Origin of the sequence: Streptomyces sp. NPDC046557, assembly GCF_040645975.1 — a bacterium.
Taxonomy (GTDB): domain Bacteria; phylum Actinomycetota; class Actinomycetes; order Streptomycetales; family Streptomycetaceae; genus Streptomyces.
This window is the reverse complement of sequence record NZ_JBEYZH010000001.1, coordinates 230,494-246,067: the sequence shown is the minus strand read 5'-3', so window position 1 is coordinate 246,067 and position 15,574 is coordinate 230,494. Positions and strand designations below refer to the sequence as shown.

Here is a 15,574-nt window from a genome sequence, read left to right as displayed (position 1 = left end):
GAAGGCCCCCACGTGAAGCGCACCGCCGCCCGGCTCGCCGACGGCCGCGAGATCCTCTACTACGACACCGACGACGGGGCCGCGCGCGCCTTCCCCGACACCCGCGCGCTCGACTCGTCGGCGATCACCACCACCTCCGAGGTACGCCGCGACCCGCTGCTCGGCGACGCCGTCGTCATCGCCTCGCACCGCCAGGGCCGCACCCACCTGCCGCCCGCCGACGCCTGCCCGCTCTGCCCCTCCGCCCCCGGCCGGGCGAGCGAGATCCCCGCACCGGACTACGAGGTGGCCGTCTTCGAGAACCGGTACCCCTCCCTCGCCGGGGGCACCGGGCGCTGCGAGGTCATCTGCTTCACCCCCGACCACGGCACCTCCTTCGCCGGACTGGACGAGGAGCGCGCCGCGTTGGTCCTGGCCGCCTGGACGGACCGCACCGCCGAACTCTCCGCCCGCGAGGGCATCCGGCAGGTCTACTGCTTCGAGAACCGGGGCACCGAGACGGGCGTGACCCTGGCCCACCCCCACGGCCAGATCTACGCCTTCCCCTACATCACCCCGCGCACCACCCGCATGTCGGCCGGCGTCGCCGCCCACCGCGACCGCACCGGCGGCAACCTCTTCGACGAGGTACTGGCGCGCGAGCTGGCGGCCGGCGGCCGGGTGGTCCTCGAAGGGGAACACTGGGCCGCCTTCGTCCCGTACGCGGCGCGCTGGCCCTACGAAGTGCACCTCTACCCGCGCCTGCGCGTCCCGGACCTGCCCGCCCTGGGCGACGAGGCGCGCGCCGAGTTCCCCCGCGTCTACCTGGAACTGCTGCGCCGCTTCGACCGGCTCTTCGACCGCCCCGAACCGACCCCGTACATCTCCGCCTGGCACCAGGCCCCCACGGGCGAGGGCCGCGACCGCGACGACTTCGCCCTGCACCTGGAGCTCTTCACCGTGCGCCGCGCGGCGGACAAGCTCAAGTACCTCGCCGGCACCGAATCCGGCATGGAGGCATTCATGAACGACGTCCGGCCCGAAGACGCGGCCGCGCGCCTACGCGAGGTGGCGAGCCGGTGAACCCGACGGCACACGCGACGGCACACGCGACGGCACACGCGACGGCACACGCGACGGCGCACGGGTTCCGCGAGCTGTACGGGCAGCAGCCCCACGGGGTCTGGGCCGCCCCCGGCAGGGTCAACCTGATCGGTGAACACACCGACTACAACGACGGTTTCGCCCTGCCCTTCGCCCTCCCGCACCGCACCGAGGTCGCCGCCGCCCCGCGCTCCGACGGCCTGCTGCGGCTGCACTCCGCCGCCACCGCCTCCGGCGTGGTCACCCTCGACCTCGCCACCCTCGACCCGGCCCACCGGCCGCGCGGCGCCGACGCCTGGGCCGCTTACCCCGCGGGGGTGGCGTGGGCGCTCCGGGAGGCGGGGCTCCCCGTCGCGGGCGCCGACCTGCACGTACGGTCCGACGTGCCGACCGGAGCCGGACTGTCCTCCTCCGCCGCCCTGGAAGTGGCCACCGCCCTGGCCCTCACCGAGCTCCACGGGCTCACACCCACCCGCCCCGAACTGGCCGCGCTCGCCCGCCGCGCCGAGAACGCGTACGTCGGCGTGCCCTGCGGGATCATGGACCAGACGGCCTCCGCCTGCGCCACCGAAGGCCACGTCCTGCGCCTGGACACCCGCGGCCCCGAGCACCGGCACATCCCCTTCGACTGCGCGGTGGCCGGCCTGCGCCTCCTGGTCATCGACACCCGCGTCAAGCACGACCTCGCCGACGGTGCCTACGCCGAGCGCCGGGCGTCCTGCCACGGGGCGGCCGCCCGCCTCGGCCTGCCGGCGCTGCGTGACCTCCCGTACGAGGAGTTGGACCAGGCGCTGGGCCGGCTCGACGATCCGGTCGTGCGCCGGCGGGTCCGGCACGTCGTCACCGAGAACGAACGCGTCCGGCGGGTCGGCGAGCTGCTCGGCGCCGGACGGCTGCGTGAGACGGGCCCCCTGCTCACCGAGGGCCACACGTCCCTGCGCGACGACTACGCGGTGTCCTGCCCGGAGCTGGACCTCGCCGTCGCCACCGCGAACGCGGTCGGCGCGTACGGTGCCCGGATGACGGGAGGCGGCTTCGGCGGCTCCGCCCTGGCCCTGATCGACGCGGACGCCGAACCGGCGGTGGCGCGGGCCGTGACGGACGCCTTCGCCCGCGCCGGCCACACCCGGCCCCACATCACCCCGGTCATCCCGTCGCCCGGCGCGAGCCGCCTCGTGTAGGCAGTTTCTGACGGGTCGGGTTCGGACAGGGCCATCGCTCAACACCCCGCCGTACAGAAGACGCACCCCTCCCACCAGGGCAGTGCGTCCAGCACCCGGTGGCGCGCGCACGAGGCACACGCCGCCTCGTGCGCGTCGGGCATCACCTTCCACTCCGGGGACCGCGCGGCGTCGGGGGCGAACCCCTCGACCAGGGAACGGAACTCCCGCAGGTACCCCTCCGCCCGCGCGGGCTCGTAGGACAGCTCCTCCCACCGGTGGCGGCCGAGCGCGAGATCGACGACATCGAGCACGAACCCCTTCGCGGCGGCCCGCTCCTCGGCCGTGGCACCCCAGTCCAGGTCAGCGAGGTCGAAGCCGACCGCGCCCCGGCCCATCACGCCCTGGTCCTGGAGCGTCAGCAGGGCGGCGAAGCGGAAGTGCCAGGGCGCCCGGGCGAGGGTGGAGACGGCCAGGACCAGTACGTCGACGAGGACGGCCGTCGCGCTGTTGCTCAGGTTCAGGACGCGGCCGGCGCCCCCGCGGAAGAAGTTCGACACGTCACCAGGTTGCCGCACCGTCGTCACCGCGCCCCACGGCGCACCTCCCTCGGCCTCCGGAGCCGCCGACCCCCAAAGATCGTTGCGTAGACTGCCTGCTCGGTCCCTCACCTGCCGGACGAGTGTGGAGGAAGAACCCGTATGCGCTATCTCCCCCTGGGCAATTCAGGGCTCCTGGTCTCCGCCGTGGGCCTCGGCTGCAACAACTTCGGCGGTCGCCTCGACGCGCGGGCCACCCGCGCCGTCGTGGACGCCGCGCTCGACGCGGGCGTCACGCTGCTCGACACCGCCGACATCTACGGCGGGGTCGGCGGCTCCGAACGCCACCTCGGGCAGGCCCTCAAGGGCCGCCGCGACCAGGTCGTACTGGCCACCAAATTCGGTTTCCGCGGCGTCGACATGGGCTACGGGTCCGCCGCCGGGTCCCGGGGCGGCCGCGCCTACATCCGGCGCGCCGTCGAGGAGTCCCTGCGCCGCCTGGAGACCGACCACATCGACCTCTATCAACTGCACAGCCCCGACCCGACCGTCCCCGTCGCCGAGACGCTCGCCGCCCTCGGCGAACTCGTCACCGAGGGCAAGGTCCGCTACATCGGCCACTCCAACTTCAGCGGCTGGCAACTCGCCGAAGCCGCCCACGTCGCCCGCGAGGTCGGCGCCACCCCCTTCGTATCCGCGCAGAACGAGTGGTCGCTGCTCCAGCGCTCGGCCGAAGGGGAACTCGTCCCGGCCGCCCTCCACTACGGGGTCGGCGTCCTGCCCTACTTCCCCCTCGCCAACGGCCTGCTCACCGGCAAGATCCGCCGGGGCACGCCCGTCCCGCCCGGCTCCCGCCTCGAAGGCCGGGACGCCTACCTCACCGAGGAGCGGCTCGACACCGTCGAGGCCCTCGTCGCGATCGCCGAGAAGTACGACCGCACGGTCCTGGAACTCGCCATCGGTTGGTTGTCCGCCCAGCCCGGCTGCGCCTCCGTCATCGCCGGCGCCACGTCGCCCGAGCAGGTCCGCGCCAACGCGGCCGTGGCCGACCGCCCGCTGGAAGCGGAGCTGCTCGCGGAGATCGACGCCGTCGCCTGAGCCCGCCGCGTACGGGGGGAGCCGCCGAAGACCCCGGTCCTCGACGGCTCCCCGTACACACGGCTGTGGCGGGAGCTCAGGACACGACGTCCTTGCGGGCGAAGCCCCGGAACGCGAGGGCGAACAGCACCACCGCGTACGACACCGACACCGCCGCACCCTTGATCATTCCGCCCCACTCCAACTGCGGTTGGAGGGCGTCCGCCCACGCGAACTGCCAGTGCGCGGGCAGGAAATCCCGCCAGGAGCCGAGCGCCGTCACCGCGTCCAGCACGTTCCCGACGATCGTCAATCCGACCGCCCCTCCGACCGCGCCCAGCGGCGCGTCCGTCCGCGTCGACAGCCAGAACGCCAGGCCGGCCGTCACCAACTGCGACACGAAGACGAAGGCGACCACCAGCGCCAGCCGCGGCACCGCGTCCCCGGCGGCCAGCGCCCCGCCCGTCGGGAGTTTCAACGGCCCCCACCCGTAAGCGGCCGTACCCGCCGCCAACGCCACCACCGGCAGCAGCACCATCGCCGCGAGGCTGAACCCCAGCGCGACCACGAGCTTGCTCCACAGCAGTCGCGCCCTCGGTACGGGAGAGGCCAGCAGGTAGCGCAGCGAGGACCAGCTCGCCTCCGATGCCACCGTGTCCCCGCAGAACAGGGCCACCGGCACCACCAGCAGGAACCCCGCCGACACGAACAGGCAGGTCGCGGCGAAGTTCGCGCCGGAGGCGGTGGCGGTGTCGATGAACGTGACCCGCCCGTCGCCGCCGCCCCGGCCGCCGTCTTGGCCCCCTCCCACCGCGAACGCGATGATCATGACGAAGGGCAGCGCGGCCAGCACCCCGCCCATCACCAGCGTCCGGCGCCTGCGCCACTGCCGCAGCGCCTCCACGCGCAGCGGGAGCGTCCGCCCGGGTCGGTAGCCCGGGGCCGTGTCTGCGGCAGCCGTCACGCCGCACCTCCGATCAGGGTCAAGAACGCGTCCTCCAGCCGCCGGTGCGGCCCCACTCCCGACACCGGCACCTCCAGCCGGACCAGTTCGGCGATCAGCCCGGCGGCGCTCGCACCGTCGAGCCGTACGAGCAGCCCCGCCTCGGCGGCCACCACGGAACCCACTCCCTCCAGCGCCGCCACCTTCTCCACCGCGGCCTCGTCCACCGGCCCGGCCAGGGTCACCAGCAGCGTGTCCCCGCCGCCCGTGATCTCGGCGACCTCGCCCGCCCGCACGAGCCGGCCACGGTCCATGACCACCAGGTGCGTGCACGACTGCTCGACCTCCGACAGCAGGTGGCTGGAGACGATGACCGTCCGCCCACCGGCCGCGTACCGGATCAGCACGTCGCGCATCTCCCGGATCTGCGGCGGGTCCAGACCGTTCGTCGGCTCGTCCAGGATCAGCAGGTCCGGCATCCCCAACATGGCCTGGGCGATCGCGAGCCGCTGCCGCATGCCCTGGGAGTACGTGCGCACCGCGCGTTCCAGGGCGTCGCCGAGTCCGGCGATCTCCAGGGCCTCCGCCAGCTGGGCGTCCTCGGCCGGGCGGCCAGTGGCCCGCCAGTACAGCTCCAGGTTGGCGCGGCCCGTCAGATGCGGCAGGAAACCCGCGCCCTCCACGAAGGCCCCGACCCGCGACAACACCGGGGAACCGGCCCGCACCGGGTGCCCGAACACCCGGATCTCCCCGGCGTCCGGGCCGATCAGTCCCATCAGCATCCGCAAGGTAGTCGTCTTCCCGGCGCCGTTGGGCCCGAGCAGACCGAGCACCTGCCCCCTCTCCACCCGGAACGACAGGTCCCGCACCGCGTAGCGGTCACGCGCCTTCGCGTAGCGCTTCGTCAGCCCGGTGATCTCCAGTGGTACGTCGGCCAGTGCCGGGTCGGGCTGCGGTGCGCCCGGCCGGGTCCCGCCGCTACCCCCGCCGGTCCGCCGGACCACCGAGAGCCCCGCGGCCAACGCCACCGCCGCGAGCGGCAGCCCCCAGGTCCAGGCGGGCAGCCCGCCCGAGGCGGTCCGGACCCCGGCGGCGACGGGTACCGCCAGCGGCCCCTCCACCGCCACGGTGTACGTGGCGGGCTCGACGGGCGACGCGTAGCCCAGGTCCGTGGCCGCCACCACCAGGCGCAGCCGGTGTCCGGCCTCGACGGCGTGGTCGACGGCCGGGAGCCGCAGCTCCACGCTGCGCCCCTGCCCCGCGTCCGTCACCCGTACCGGCGCCACCAGCTGACTCGGCAGCACCGCCTGCCGTCCGTCGGGCCCGACGTCGTAGACCTTGCCGAACAGCACCGCCGAACCGTCCGCCGCCGTCGACTCCACCCTCAGGCGGACGGTCGGGGTTCCGGTGATCCGTGTCCCCGCACCGAGCGGCTCCGACTCGAACCGGGCGTTCTGTCCGGGGAGGTCCAGCGCCAGGCCGGCTCCCAACCCGGCTCCCAAGGCGGCGAGCTGTCCGCCGATCCCGGGCATCGAGGACAGCGCCGGCGGGCTCCCGCCGGCCGGGTTGGCGAAGCTCTGCTCCCGGCCGGTGAGGGCGAACCCGCGGGGGTCGGAGGTCAGGCCGGGGTAGCGGTCGCCGCTCGCACCCCGCAGCCGCACGGCCCCGTCGGTGGAGTCCAGGCCGCCCGAACGCGAGACCCGGAACGCGGGACCGGTGGCCGCGCCCTCGTCGCCCTTGAGGTACCGGTCGAACCAGGCGGTCACCCGGCTCTCGATCCGGCCCGCCTCGCGCATGCCGCCGTCGTGGCCGCCGGCGGCCCAGTCCACCGCCACCGGCGCCCCGTTGGCGGCGATGGCCCTGGCCATGGCGTCGGCCTGGTCCAGTGGGAAGAGGGAGTCGTCCTGCCCCTGCACGATCAGGGCCGGCACCTTGATCCGGTCGCCCACGGCGGACGGGCTGCGCCGCTCCAGCAGCGCACGGGCCTCGGCGTCGGGCTTCCCGGACACCGCGACCCGCTCGTACATGGCGCACAGCTCCGGCTGGAACCGCCCGCAGCCGGTGCCGGTGCCGGTGGCGGCGCCCGCCGGGCCGGCGGGCGGCTGGTTCGGCGTCAGGCCCGACGCCGAGCCGGTGGTGAAGAAGACACCGGCCCACAACTTCTTGAACACGCCGTTCGGGAAAAGGGAGTCGGCGAGGTTCCAGTAGGTGATCTGCGGGGCGATGGCGTCCACGCGGTGGTCGTACCCGGCGGCTAGGAGAGCCGCCGCCCCGCCGTAGGAGGCCCCGGCCACCCCCACGCGCGGGTCGCCGGGCGCGTCGAGTCGCACCTCCGGGCGCAGGGCGAGCCAGTCGATGAGCCGGGAGACGTCCTTGACCTCGTAGTCGGGGTCGTTCAGGCCGATCCGCCCGCCCGAGCGGCCGAACCCGCGCGCCGACCAGGTCAGCACGGCGTACCCGTCGCGGGCCAGCCGCTCCGCCTGCGCGCGGACGTCGTCCTTGCTGCCGCCGAAGCCGTGACCGAGCAGGACGGCCGGACGCCTGCCCGTGCCCGGCTCTCCCCCGCCGGCGGTGAAGTACGAGATGTCGATCCCGGCATCGGGCATCCGCACCACTTGGTCCGAGCGGTGCACCGCAGGCCCGTCGGCGGAGGCCACGGCCGTCACCGTGCCGGTCCCCGCCAGGACGGCGACCGCGGCGGCGCCGGCGAGGAGGCGGTCCCGGCGGCGCCGGGGGAGTCGGAGCTTCATACGGGAACCCTACGGGTCCTCTGCCGCGCGCCGGAGCGCCCTCAGGCTGAGCCCGGGACGTCCTCAAGGCGTACACCGGCGGCCCTGGATACCGCACTCGCGGTACACGGCCGCCCCTCGCCGCTCCCCGCGCCGCCCCTTCCGCGTGGCCCGCCTCCCGAACCGCCCCCGCTCTTCTCGGCCCCGCGCCCTCGACCTGCGCGGGACGCCGGGCGGCGGCACTATGGTCCGCATGCTGCTGGTCGAGGTCGCTCGCGTGTCCCGGGAGGTCGCCGAGACCTCCGCCCGCTCCCGCAAGACCGCCCTGCTCGCGGAGTTGTTCGCCGCCGCCCCGCCCGAGGAGGCCGCGCTGGTCATCGCGTACCTCGCCGGACGGCTCCCCCGGGGCCGCCCCGGCATCGGCTGGAGCACCCTCGGCCGCGAGATCCCACCCGCCGACCGGCCCACCCTCACCGTAGGCGCCGTCGACGAGGCCGTGACCCGCCTCGCCGCCGTCTCCGGCACGGGCTCGCAAGCCGAGCGGCGCCGCCTCCTGGACGCCCTGCTCGGCGCCGCCACCGAGCCCGAACAGCGGTTCCTGCGCAGCCTGCTGTCCGGTGAGGTCCGCCAGGGCGCCTTGGACGCCGTCGCGCTGGAAGGGGTGGCCGCCGCCGCCGGGGTGCCCGCCGCCGCGCTGCGCCGGGCCGTGATGCTGGACGGCTCGCTGCCCCGGGTGGGGGCCGCGGTCCTGACCGAGGGCGCCGAGGCCCTGCGCGCGGTCACCCTGCGCGTCGGGCAGCCGGTCCAGCCGATGTTGGCGGGCACCGGCCCCTCCGTGGCCGAAGCGGTGGCGGCGCTCGGGCCCTGCGCAGTCGAGGAGAAGCTGGACGGGATCCGCGTCCAAGTCCACCGCACGGGGGACGACGTACGCATCTACACCCGCTCCCTCGACGAGATCACCGACCGGCTCCCCGAGGTGGCGGCCCTGGCCCGGGACCTGCCCGGCGACCGGTTCATCCTCGACGGCGAGGTCATCGGGGAGGGCGCCGACGGCCGCCCGGTCCCCTTCCAGGAGATCGCGAGCCGGGTCGGCTCCCGGCTGGACGTGGCCACCGCGCGCCAGACCCTCCCTGTCAGCGCCTACTTCTTCGACGTCCTGGCGGCCGGGGACGACGTCCTGCTCGACCTGCCGGTCCGCGAGCGGTACGCGGTGCTCGCCGAGCTGGTGCCCGAGACCTCCCGAGTCCGTCGACTGGTCGTCGACGACCCGGCAACCCAGTCGGCCGCCGCCGAGGCGTTCGCCGCCGAGGCACTGCGCCGGGGGCACGAGGGCGTGATGGTCAAGGCCCTCGGTTCGCCCTACGCGGCGGGTCGGCGCGGCAAACAGTGGCTCAAGGTCAAACCGGTGCACACCCTCGACCTCGTGGTGCTCGCCGCCGAATGGGGCCACGGACGGCGCACCGGCCTGCTGTCCAACCTGCACCTCGGCGCGCGGGCCGCCGACGGCGGCTTCGCGATGCTCGGCAAGACCTTCAAAGGCCTCACCGACGAGATGCTCCGCTGGCAGACCGAGCGGCTGCGGGAACTCGCGGTACGCGAGGACGGTTACACGGTGTGGGTACGGCCCGAGCTGGTGGTGGAGATCGCCTACGACGGCCTGCAGCGTTCCCCGCGCTACCCGGCCGGGGTCGCGCTGCGCTTCGCCCGGGTGCTCCGGCACCGCCCGGACAAGAACGCGCAGGAGGCGGACACGGTGGAGACGGTGCTCGGCGACCGGACGGACCCGGACTGAGGCGCTTTGCCTCAGAGGCAAAGAAAATTGCCAATGCGGCAACGGTCTGGCTCAATCAAGGCATGACAACCGGTCCTGCCCCCGGCGCCGGCCAACCGGTCGAAGGCGAAACGCTGCCCGTCGTGGCCCCGCGACTGCGGGAGCTGCGCCGTCGCGCCGGACTCACCCTGGAGGCCGCGGCCGCCCGGGCCCGGCTCTCACCCGCGCACCTGTCCCGGCTGGAGACCGGCCGGCGACAGCCGTCGCTCCCGCTGCTCCTCGGCCTCGCCCGCACCTACGGCACCACCGTCTCCGAGCTGCTCGGCGAAACCCCGGCCGTGGTCGATCCCATCGTACGGGCGGGCGGACCGGGGGCCCGCGAGGCGGACGGCTGGACGTACTGGCGGGCCGGCGGTTCCGGACGCGGCATGCAGGCGTTGCGCGTCCACGTCCCCGCCGGCCGCGGCCAGGGCGAGCTGGTCCGCGTCCACCCCGGCGAGGAATGGCTGTACGTGCTCACCGGCACGCTCCGGCTCCACCTCGGGGAGACCGAACACCTGCTGGAGTCCGGCGACAGCGCGCACTTCGACTCGCTCACCCCGCACCGGATCGGCGCGGCCACCGCCGCCGGGGCCGACCTCCTGTTCGTCCACACCCTGCTGCAGAGCAGCCTCGCCGGGCTGTGCCTCGGCGGGGCGCCCACCGACCGCCGCTGACCGAGGAGCCGCACCGTGTCCCACACCCCGCCCGACCAGCCCCTCAGCGTGCTCAAGCGGATCGAGTCAAAGTTCCCGCGCGGCCTGGTCATCCGGCTGGTGGCCTACCTCTTCGTGGGCCACCTCTTCGCCGGCTTCGTCTACATGCTCTTCGTCCTCGGCGCCCGAAACCAGTAACGGCTCACCAAGAGTCAAGGCTCACCGAGGATCAAGGCTCACCGAGGATCAAGGCCCGCGGCGGACCCAACCCAGCACCAACACGGCGGCCACCGCCGCGAACGCGCACCAGGTGGAGGCGAACTCCAGCCGCCACAGCCCCGCGCACACCACCGCGCCGCCGGCCAACACCGCCCCCAGCAGCCGCAACCGGTGGTCACCGGTGAGCAGCAGGGCCCCCAGCGTGGCGAACAGGTAGCCGGCGATGACCGGCACCGGGTACGGCACGTCGACGCCGTAGCCGACGGTATGGCCCCGGACCCGCGCCGAAACCGGCCCGGCGGCGAGGCGGTACGCCAGGACCCCGGCCGTGGCGAGAGCGACGGCCACCGGCCCCCACAGCCGCCGAGGAGCCCCCGGCCCGGCGGCCATCAGCACGCCCGACGACACCCACAGCGGCAGCACCGGCAAGGCGATCACCGCCCACGCGGTGGCCGCCGGGCCACAACCCCCGCCGGCATCCCAGACGGCGGCCTCCACCAACTGGTGCGCCCCGAGCAGCAGCGGCAGCGCGGCCACCGGCAGATCGCGGGCCCGCCGGACACGGAGCAGGCACACGGCTCCCACGGCGGCGATGACGGTGCCCGCCGTCAGGTCGGCCGTCGCGCTCCAGCACATCGCGGGGCCGGGGCCTCACCGCTGCGCCGCACGCGGCGGTTCCAGCGGCGGCGAGGTCACCCCGCAGCACGTACGGCACAACGGGTGGCAGGCCGCGTGCGCCGGGTTGCGTACGGTCGCCCACGCCAGGACCGATCCCACCACGAGCATCCCCGCGCACCACAGCATGGCCCGCCCGAAGGCCGCGTCGAAGGCCGGCGCGGAGAGGTACGAGTCGGCGCCCATGCCCGCCAGCAGCGGCAGCGCGGCCACCGCGAGCAGCCCCGCCGCCCGCGCGGCGGCGTTGTTGACGCCGCTGGCCAGGCCCGCCCGGCCGGGGTCCACCGAAGCCAGCACCGTGGCCGTCAGCGGGGCCACCAGGGCGACCATTCCCATCCCCATCACGATCAGCCCCGGCAGCACGTCCGCCGGGTACGAGGCGCCCGGCCCGACCCGCGACATCAGCAGCATTCCGCCCGCGCACAGCAACGGGCCCACCGTCAGCGGGACGCGCGGCCCGATCCGCTCCCCGAGCGCCCCCGCCCGCGCCGACAGCAGCAGCATCAGCAACGTGGTCGGCAGCAGCGCGGCCCCGGCGCCCAGCGCCGAGTACCCGACGACCACCTGGAGTTGGAGCACCACGAGGAAGAAGAAACCGCCGAACGCCGCGTACACGCACAGCGTGACCAGGTTGACGGCCGTGAACTGGCGGGACGCGAAGATCGACGGCGGCACCATCGGATACCGGCGGTGCCGCTCGACGTAGACGAACAGGGCCCCCAGCAGCAGCCCGCCCACCGCCGCGGCGACGACCGGCGCCGTGCCGTTCCGCGCCTCGATCAAGGCGTAGGTGAGCAGGCCCAGCGAGCCCGCCCCGATCAAGGCGCCCGCCACGTCGAACCGCCCGTGCGCCCGCGGATCACGCGACTCCGGTACGTGTCTCAGCGCCACCGGCACACACAGCGCGGCCAGCGGCACGTTCAGCAGGAACACCCACCGCCAGCCGGGTCCGTCGACCAGCCACCCGCCGAGGAACGGCCCCACCGCCGCGCCCACCCCGCCCAGCCCGGACCACAGACCGACCGCCCGGCCCCGGTCATCGGCCCGGATCGAACCCTGGATCAGCGCGAGCGATCCGGGCGTCAGCAACGCCCCGCCCACGCCTTGGAGGGCCCGGGCGGCGATCAGCACGCCTTCGTTCGGGGCGATGCCGCACAGCAGGGAACCGACGGCGAACCACACCACACCGAGCACGAACATCCGCCGCCGCCCGAAGCGGTCGCCGAGGGCCCCGCCGACCAGGATCAGCGCGGCCAGCGTCAGCAGGTACGCGTTCACCGTCCACTGGAGCACCGCGAGGTCGGCGCCCAGATCCCGGCCGATCCGGGGCAGCGCCACATTGACCACTGTCGAGTCCAGCAGGGCCATACTCGACCCGAGGACCGTGGTGAGCAGGATCCACCGCCCCCGGGCGGAGGCGAGCGGCACGTCCGGAACCCCGGCCCCGACCGGCACCGGAACCGGCCGCCCCGGTTCCCCCGACGCGTCGGCGGACGACTCGGGCGGCGGCTCGGCGGGTGCGCTCATGCCCCCAGGCTCACCCTCCCGCCCCGGAAAGGCCACCCGGCCCGGCAACCGCGCCGACGGCCGGCCCGCACCGTAGGAACTCCCGGTCCCGGACGGCCACGGAGCCGACCGGGGCGGCAGCCCGCAGGACCACGTCCAAGGCGCGCTGCGGATCGCAGGCGTACATGCCGCTCGCCCACGCGGCGTTCGCCTCGATCACCGACCAGCGGCCGTCGGCGAGGCCTACATCGACCACGATCGCGGACGGGAGCGTCTCCCGGGGGAGCCCCGAGGCGAAGGCCAGGGCGTCGGCCGGGGCGGGACCGAGGCTCAGGCGGCCGTCCTCCGCGTACCGGCTCGCCGTGTGGACCGCGCCGTCCAGTAGGTACATCCGGTACTCGGCGGTGAACCGGACCACGTCGCTGACCAGCACCCTCGTCTCCGGATCGACCGCGTCCGGCCCGGGCAGCCGGGAGCCGTCGGTATACACCAGCGCCGGGATCACCTTGTCGTTGGGCGACTTCACGAAGGCGGGTCGACGCAGCCGGTACGCCTCGCGCAAGGACATCAGCCGGACCTCCCGGCCCGTGAACCCGTCCGGCAGCCGCGCCGCCCAATCCGCGGGCGCCTCCAACAACCCGATGCCCAGGCGGGGCGCCACGGCATCCGCGAACGCCGGACCCGCGTGCACGTGTCCCGCGCGCAGACCCGCGGGCACCAGGAAGGAGTCCAACTGCACGGTCGGCAGCCCGCGCGCGTGGGCCGCGTCGCGGAGCCGGGCGGCCGAGACCGTGAGCCGGGGAGGAAGAACGATCATCCGGGCACCTTGCCAGACCCCCGCACCGGATCGCACGCGGATTGTCCTACCGGCATACGGGTGGAGTGGCGCGGGGACCCCGGGCGGCGCGGTGTGCGGCGGGCGGGCGCGGCGTTAGCGTGGCGGACCATGACGCTGCGGAGCGAGCAGGCGGACCCGGCCGGGCAGGACGAGGAGCCGCGCGCCCGGGAGCGGGCCCTCACCCGAGCCGCCGGGCCCGGCGCCGTATGGGCCGTCGGTGGCGCCGACGGCGTCCACGCCTCGGCGGGTGACCAGGACGACGTCCTCGACGCCGGCGGCCTCGCCGCCGTACTGGCGCTCTGGCCCGTCATCGGCAGCCTGGTGGCCCAGGGCGAGCTGGCGCTCCACGCACCCCTCACCTCTTACGGGCCTCTCACCTCGTACGGGCCGCTCGACCCCCGCGGGACCGAGGCGGCCGACGGCAGCACCGCCCACCACCTCCTCACCCGCCCCGGCGGCGTCCCCGTCCTGACCCGGCTCGCGGAACACCTCTGCGGCGGTCCGCTCGCCGAGCACGCCCCCGCCCGGATCTGGCGCCCCCTCGGCATGACCCGGACCCGCCTCACCGGCCCCGCCCTCCACACCACCGCGACCGACCTCTCCCGCTTCCTGCGCCACTTGCTATCCCCCGCCGACCACCCCTTTCCCCACACCTGGACCGCCGAGTCACTGCGCATCCGCACCGGCGAACTCACCCCGGCCCGCGGCCTCCTCTGGCGCCCCACCCCCTCCGGCGTCTGGTCGCACGGTGACGGTCCGGCCGTGTGGGTCTGCCCGCGCCGGCTCCGCTGGGCGGTGCTCCTCCGTGCCTCCCCGGGCGGGCCGCCGCCCACCGCCTTCCGCGATACGGCCTTCGCCGGCCCGTGGCTCCCGGGGGCCGGTCCACTCCCGTAGCGCACCCGGAGCGCGTACCCACCACCTCCGACGTACGGTGATCCCGAAAGTCACCGACCGTTGACCCACGGCCGCGGCGCTCCACGACCCATCGGGAGCCCGCCCGACCAGGCAAGGTGGTCCCGGCAATGACCCAGTCGACCACGACGGCCGGCCGCCCGGCCGAGGCCGGAACCGGGCAGCCCGCCAGAGCGGGGCGGGCCGAGACGGTCCGCTTCGCCGCCACCCACGCCCTGCCGGAGCTCCTGCGCGGATGCGCGAGCCGCCGCACGCACGCGACACCGCCCTGGGCGGCCCTCACCCGGCCCCACTGGTCCGCCGCCACCCTGCGGGCCATGCGCGCCCGACACGGCGGAGCGCCCGTCCTCGTACGCGGCCTGTCCGGAACCCTGCTCGTCCTCCTCGACCCGCAGGAGCTGCACCAGTTCTACGCCGGATCCGGCACCGCCCCCGCCCCCAAAACGCCCCGCACCCGCGAGGACCGGCGGGAGATCGACGACGCCGTCCTCGCGTCCGGCAGCGCCGTCCACCCCTCCTACGGGCCCTTCCTCGCCGTCATCGCCGAAGAGGCCCGGCGCCTCACCGCCCCCGGCACCCTCCGGCTCACCGGCGCCCGGCACGCCGCGGCCCGGGCCGGCCGCCGCATGGTGCTCGGCGAGGCGGCCGCGGGCGACGAGGAACTGACCGGCTGGCTCAGCCGGTCGCGGAGCGCGGGCGCCTGGACCGGCCTGCGCACGGGCCGGACCCGCGCCGCCCGGGAACTCTCCGACAAGGTCGCCGCCCGCATCGGGGAGTACGCCCGCCACGCCGAGCCGTACACCCTCGTCGGGCGGGCCCGCCGACACGCCGACCCCACCGGTGCCCTAGACCCCACCGGCCAGGCGCGGCACTGGCTCCACGCCATGGACACCGTCCCCGCGACCTTGCTGCGTACGCTGCTGCTGCTCGCCGCCCACCCCGCCGAGCAGGACCTGGCCGCCGCCGAGGCCCGGGCGGCCGACGCCGCCTCGGGCGAACTGCCCCGGCTGCGCGCCTGCGTACGGGAATCCCTGCGGCTGTACCCGGTAGTGGCCGACCTGATCCGGGTCACCCACGCCGAGACCGAGTGGCGCGGCGTGCGCCACCCCGCCGGTACCGCCGTACTGCTGCCCGCCCTGTTCCACCAGCGCGACCCCGACCACGTGCCGGCCGCGCACGTCTTCGTCCCCGGGCGGTGGTCCTCCCACGGGGCCCACCAGGACGTTCGGATGGCCCCGTTCAGCCACGGCGCCGGACGCTGCCCCGGCGACCAGTTGGGCCTGCTCGTCGTGGCGGCCTTCTGCGCGCGGCTGCTGCGGACGCACCGGGTACGGGACGGGCGGCCCGCGCTGGACCCCATGGGACCGCTGCCCACGACGCTCGACCCGAGGGGGATCCGGCTGCGGCTCGCCCACCGATGAGCCCGC

14 protein-coding genes are annotated in these 15,574 nt (G+C 75.2%); 8 read left to right on the top strand and 6 right to left on the bottom strand.

Annotated elements, in window-relative coordinates; translation table 11 throughout:
- Window positions 1-12 precede the first annotated feature (12 nt).
- Together galT and galK are read left to right on the top strand one after the other, a co-directional pair.
- A complete protein-coding gene (galT, locus tag ABZ934_RS01220) occupies window positions 13-1,062 on the top strand; it encodes a galactose-1-phosphate uridylyltransferase (protein WP_361307228.1) in 1,050 nt (349 codons plus the stop codon).
- Entirely contained in the window at window positions 1,059-2,264 is a 1,206-nt protein-coding gene (galK, locus tag ABZ934_RS01215) for a galactokinase (protein WP_361307226.1), read from the top strand. The genes galT and galK overlap by 4 nt, the downstream gene beginning before the upstream one ends.
- A 38-nt stretch (window positions 2,265-2,302) precedes the next feature.
- Here galK and ABZ934_RS01210 read toward each other — a convergent pair whose 3' ends face one another.
- Window positions 2,303-2,803, bottom strand: a complete 501-nt coding sequence (locus tag ABZ934_RS01210) for a hypothetical protein (protein ID WP_361307224.1) — start codon at window positions 2,801-2,803, stop codon at window positions 2,303-2,305.
- Between the two features lie 141 nt (window positions 2,804-2,944).
- Between ABZ934_RS01210 and ABZ934_RS01205 the strand changes: the two genes are divergently transcribed.
- Window positions 2,945-3,880, top strand: a complete 936-nt coding sequence (locus ABZ934_RS01205) for an aldo/keto reductase (protein WP_361307222.1) — start codon at window positions 2,945-2,947, stop codon at window positions 3,878-3,880.
- A gap of 76 nt (window positions 3,881-3,956) precedes the next feature.
- Here ABZ934_RS01205 and ABZ934_RS01200 read toward each other — a convergent pair whose 3' ends face one another.
- Window positions 3,957-4,823 carry an ABC transporter permease gene (locus ABZ934_RS01200; RefSeq protein WP_361307220.1) on the bottom strand — a complete coding sequence of 289 codons (867 nt, stop codon included), beginning with the start codon at window positions 4,821-4,823 and terminating at the stop codon, window positions 3,957-3,959.
- On the bottom strand, window positions 4,820-7,552 hold the full coding sequence (locus tag ABZ934_RS01195; RefSeq protein ID WP_361307218.1) for an alpha/beta fold hydrolase: 2,733 nt from the start codon (window positions 7,550-7,552) through the stop codon (window positions 4,820-4,822). Before ABZ934_RS01195 ends, ABZ934_RS01200 begins: the two co-directional genes overlap by 4 nt.
- A 232-nt stretch (window positions 7,553-7,784) precedes the next feature.
- Here ABZ934_RS01195 and ABZ934_RS01190 point away from each other — a divergent pair, with 232 nt between their 5' ends.
- The 3 genes from ABZ934_RS01190 (at window position 7,785) to ABZ934_RS01180 (ending at window position 10,195) form a co-directional block, all read left to right on the top strand.
- Entirely contained in the window at window positions 7,785-9,323 is a 1,539-nt protein-coding gene (locus tag ABZ934_RS01190) for an ATP-dependent DNA ligase (RefSeq protein ID WP_361307216.1), read from the top strand.
- Window positions 9,324-9,385: 62 nt separating this feature from the next.
- Window positions 9,386-10,018, top strand: coding sequence for an XRE family transcriptional regulator (locus ABZ934_RS01185; RefSeq protein ID WP_361307213.1), 633 nt, complete (start codon window positions 9,386-9,388; stop codon window positions 10,016-10,018).
- Between the two features lie 15 nt (window positions 10,019-10,033).
- On the top strand, window positions 10,034-10,195 hold the full coding sequence (locus ABZ934_RS01180) for a DUF6126 family protein (protein ID WP_361307211.1): 162 nt from the start codon (window positions 10,034-10,036) through the stop codon (window positions 10,193-10,195).
- A gap of 48 nt (window positions 10,196-10,243) precedes the next feature.
- Here ABZ934_RS01180 and ABZ934_RS01175 read toward each other — a convergent pair whose 3' ends face one another.
- From ABZ934_RS01175 to ABZ934_RS01165, 3 genes are read right to left on the bottom strand one after another with little or no spacing between them, the layout of a single operon-like run.
- The gene (locus ABZ934_RS01175; protein ID WP_361307209.1) at window positions 10,244-10,852 is read right to left on the bottom strand and encodes a DUF6629 family protein; all 609 of its coding nucleotides are present in this window, start codon (window positions 10,850-10,852) and stop codon (window positions 10,244-10,246) included.
- Between the two features lie 15 nt (window positions 10,853-10,867).
- On the bottom strand, window positions 10,868-12,418 hold the full coding sequence (locus ABZ934_RS01170) for an MFS transporter (RefSeq protein WP_361307207.1): 1,551 nt from the start codon (window positions 12,416-12,418) through the stop codon (window positions 10,868-10,870).
- Between the two features lie 10 nt (window positions 12,419-12,428).
- Complete coding sequence (locus ABZ934_RS01165; RefSeq protein ID WP_361307205.1) at window positions 12,429-13,214, bottom strand: ATP-grasp domain-containing protein; 786 nt, start codon at window positions 13,212-13,214, stop codon at window positions 12,429-12,431.
- Window positions 13,215-13,343: 129 nt separating this feature from the next.
- Here ABZ934_RS01165 and ABZ934_RS01160 point away from each other — a divergent pair, with 129 nt between their 5' ends.
- A complete protein-coding gene (locus ABZ934_RS01160) occupies window positions 13,344-14,129 on the top strand; it encodes a hypothetical protein (protein ID WP_361307203.1) in 786 nt (261 codons plus the stop codon).
- Window positions 14,130-14,257: 128 nt separating this feature from the next.
- Window positions 14,258-15,568, top strand: a complete 1,311-nt coding sequence (locus tag ABZ934_RS01155) for a cytochrome P450 (RefSeq protein ID WP_361307201.1) — start codon at window positions 14,258-14,260, stop codon at window positions 15,566-15,568.
- Window positions 15,569-15,574 lie beyond the last annotated feature (6 nt).

Coding starts and splice junctions, on each gene's coding strand:
- ABZ934_RS01205 (WP_361307222.1), top strand. CDS start 2,945: ATGCGCTATCTCCCCCTGGGCAATTCAGGGCTCCTGGTCTCCGCCGTG.
- ABZ934_RS01195 (WP_361307218.1), bottom strand. CDS start 7,552: ATGAAGCTCCGACTCCCCCGGCGCCGCCGGGACCGCCTCCTCGCCGGC.
- ABZ934_RS01190 (WP_361307216.1), top strand. CDS start 7,785: ATGCTGCTGGTCGAGGTCGCTCGCGTGTCCCGGGAGGTCGCCGAGACC.
- ABZ934_RS01185 (WP_361307213.1), top strand. CDS start 9,386: ATGACAACCGGTCCTGCCCCCGGCGCCGGCCAACCGGTCGAAGGCGAA.
- ABZ934_RS01175 (WP_361307209.1), bottom strand. CDS start 10,852: ATGTGCTGGAGCGCGACGGCCGACCTGACGGCGGGCACCGTCATCGCC.
- ABZ934_RS01170 (WP_361307207.1), bottom strand. CDS start 12,418: ATGAGCGCACCCGCCGAGCCGCCGCCCGAGTCGTCCGCCGACGCGTCG.
- ABZ934_RS01165 (WP_361307205.1), bottom strand. CDS start 13,214: ATGATCGTTCTTCCTCCCCGGCTCACGGTCTCGGCCGCCCGGCTCCGC.
- ABZ934_RS01160 (WP_361307203.1), top strand. CDS start 13,344: ATGACGCTGCGGAGCGAGCAGGCGGACCCGGCCGGGCAGGACGAGGAG.
- ABZ934_RS01155 (WP_361307201.1), top strand. CDS start 14,258: ATGACCCAGTCGACCACGACGGCCGGCCGCCCGGCCGAGGCCGGAACC.